The sequence below is a fragment of the Methylobacterium sp. WL18 genome, from assembly GCF_008040015.1.
In the GTDB taxonomy this organism is placed as follows: Bacteria; Pseudomonadota; Alphaproteobacteria; order Rhizobiales; family Beijerinckiaceae; genus Methylobacterium; species Methylobacterium mesophilicum.
Map to the genome: position 1 here is coordinate 1 of NZ_VRVD01000629.1, position 2,725 is coordinate 2,725.

Below are 2,725 nucleotides of genomic sequence, written 5' to 3' on the forward strand. Positions count from 1 at the left end.
CATCAGCCGGCGCAGCTCGGCGGGCCCGAGGTCGGCGAGGGTGCGGCTCTGCCCGTCGCGCATCCGGTAGCGGACGCAGCCGGAATCCGGCGCCAGCTCGCCCGCCAGCAGGGACAGGAGCGTCGACTTGCCGGAGCCGGATTCGCCCACGATGGCGAGCACCTCGCCCTCGGTGACGTCGAGATCGACCCCCGCGCAGGCGAGCCGCGCCCCGTAGGCCTTGGTCAGGCCGTGGGCGGACAGGAGCGGCGTGCTCATCGGGCGGCCTCCGCGACGCGGGTCTCGCAGACGTCGGTGTCCGAGCAGACGTACATCCGGCCTCCGGAATCGTCGGTGACCACCTCGTCGAGGTAGTGGCCGCGGGCGCCGCACAGCGCGCAGGGCTCGGTGAATTCCTGGATCCGGAACGGGTGGTCCTCGAAGTCGAGGCTGCGCACCGCGGTGTAGGGCGGCACCGCGTAGATGCGCCGCTCGCGCCCGGCCCCGAACAGCTGGAGCGCCGGGCAGTCGTCCATCTTGGGGTTGTCGAATTTCGGCGTCGGCGACGGGTCCATCACGTAGCGGCCGGCCACCTCCACCGGGTAGGCGTAGGTGGTGGCGATGTGGCCGTGGCGGCTGATGTCCTCGTAGAGCTTGACGTGCATGGACCCGTACTCGGCGAGCGCGTGGAGCTGGCGCGTCTCGGTCTCGCGCGGTTCGAGGAAGCGGAGCGGCTCGGGGATTGGCACCTGGTAGACCAAGGTCTGCCCCTCGGAGAGCGGCGTCTCCGGGATGCGGTGGCGGGTCTGGATGATCGTCGCCTCGGTGGTCCGGGTGGTTGTGGCGACCCCGGAGGTGCGGGCGAAGAAGCGGCGGATCGAGACGGCGTTGGTGGTGTCGTCGGCGCCCTGATCGATCACCTTGAGCACGTCGGCCCGCCCCAGGATCGCGGCCGTGACCTGCACGCCGCCGGTGCCCCAGCCGTAGGGCATCGGCATCTCGCGCGAGGCGAACGGCACCTGGTAGCCCGGCACCGCGATGGCCTTGAGGATGGCCCGGCGGATCATCCGCTTCGTGCCCTCATCGAGATAGGCGAAATTGTAGCCGGCTTCGGAAGCCTCCGACGCACCGGGCCCCCTCTCCCGTTCGGGAGAGGGTTGGGGTGAGGGATCAGGTCTTTCCGGATACGGCGCATCCCTCACCCTGTCCCTCTCCCGCACGGGAGAGGGGACCTGCGCCACTTCCGGAGCGCCGCCTTCAAGCGGAAGCATCCCTATCGCGCTCATTCGGCCGCCTCCTGCATGCTGTCTGAGCCTCGAAAAAACTCGGCGCGCAGGCGCCGGACCAGCTCCAGCTCCGCCTGGAAATCGACGTAGTGGGGCAGCTTCAGGTGCTCGACGAAGCCGGTCGCCTGCAGGCTGTCGCAATGGGCGAGCACGAATTCCTGGTCCTGGGCGGGGCTCGCCACCGGCTCCCCGAGTTCCTCCGCCCGCAGCGCCCGGTCGACCAGGGACATCGCCATCGCCTTGCGCTCGCTCTGGCCGAAGCTGAGCCCGTAGCCGCGGGTGAATTGCGGGGGCGTCGTACCCGAGCCCTTGAACTGGGTGACCATCTGGCACTCGGTGAGCCGGATCCGGCCGAGCGGCACCGGGAAGCCCAGTTCCTCCGGCACGTACTCCACGGCGACGTCGCCGACCCGGATCTCGCCCACGAACGGGTGGGTGCGGCCGTAGCCCCGCTGGGTCGAGTAGCCGAGGCCGAGCACGAAGCCCTCGTCCGCCCGGGCCAGGGCCTGGAGGCGCAGGGCCCGGTCGGCGGGGTAATCCACCGGCTCCCGGGTGAGGTCGCCCACGGGGGCGCCGTCATCCGGGGGCGAAGGCTCGATCAGGCCGTCCTGGGCCAGCATATCGGTGACCCGCGGGCAGATCCCGGCATCGTCGCGCGGCTCGGCCTCGGCGGCGGGCGCGACCGCACCCTCGGCGGCCAGCGCGAAGTCGATCAGCCGGTGCGTGTAGTCGAAGGTCGGCCCCAGAACCTGGCCGCCGGGCAAGTCCTTGAAAGTCGCCGAGACCCGGCGGGCCACCGCCATGGCGCCGGTATCGACGGGTTTGGAGGCGCCGAAGCGCGGCAAGGTCGTCCGGTAGGCGCGGACCAAAAAGACCGCCTCGACCACGTCGCCGCGGGCCTGCTTGAGGGCCAGCGCCGCGAGGTCGGGATCGTAGAGCGAGCCCTCGGCCATCACCCGATCGACCAGGAGCGCCATCTGCTCGCGGATCTGCGACACGGAGAGTTCCGGCACGGCCGGGTCGCCGCGGCGGGCCTCGGCGAGCAGCCGGTGGGCGTTGTCGATGGCGGCTTCGCCGCCCTTCACGGCCACGTACATCGGTCAGCTCTCCGTGACGGCGGTGGAGCGCGGCAGGCCCGCGACGAGGCCGGGCGCGGTGAGGATCAGGTCGATTCCGAGCGGGAAGCCCGCGTGGTTCGCGGCGCACTGGTCCACGAACCCGTCCGGCACGGGCGCGAGGGCGATGCGGGTCGCGCCCCTGATGCCGGGCCCGGTGAGGTGGAGCCCCACCCCGGCCGCGATCCGGTCGAGGGCGAGCACCAGGGTGGTCGAGGTGTCGGGATAGGCCGGGGTGCCTTGGGCGAACCGGGCGAGCGGCGGGCAGCGGGCCGGATCGCGGATCAGCGCGAAGGCCGCCCGGGCCGGGTCGTCCGTCAGCGGCGCGCCGGTGTGGAAGCGCAG

Annotated in this window: 4 protein-coding genes; all 4 read right to left on the minus strand. The window is 71.9% G+C overall.

Annotated features, from left to right (window positions below; translation table 11 throughout):
• Positions 1–258, minus strand: a 258-nt coding sequence (locus FV228_RS26055) for an ATP-binding cassette domain-containing protein (protein ID WP_147857187.1), incomplete at its 3' end; no start/stop codon positions are given.
• On the minus strand, positions 255–1,181 hold the full coding sequence (locus tag FV228_RS26060; protein ID WP_281406534.1) for an alpha-D-ribose 1-methylphosphonate 5-phosphate C-P-lyase PhnJ: 927 nt from the start codon (positions 1,179–1,181) through the stop codon (positions 255–257). The genes FV228_RS26055 and FV228_RS26060, both read right to left, overlap by 4 nt.
• A gap of 80 nt (positions 1,182–1,261) precedes the next feature.
• Positions 1,262–2,362, minus strand: coding sequence for a carbon-phosphorus lyase complex subunit PhnI (locus FV228_RS26065; protein WP_147857188.1), 1,101 nt, complete (start codon positions 2,360–2,362; stop codon positions 1,262–1,264).
• 3 nt (positions 2,363–2,365) lie between these two features.
• Positions 2,366–2,725, minus strand: a 360-nt coding sequence (phnH, locus tag FV228_RS26070) for a phosphonate C-P lyase system protein PhnH (protein ID WP_147857189.1), incomplete at its 5' end; no start/stop codon positions are given.

What these genes read in the sequence shown, in the direction of transcription:
- FV228_RS26065 (WP_147857188.1), bottom strand. Translation starts at nt 2,362, where the DNA reads ATGTACGTGGCCGTGAAGGGCGGCGAAGCCGCCATCGACAACGCCCAC.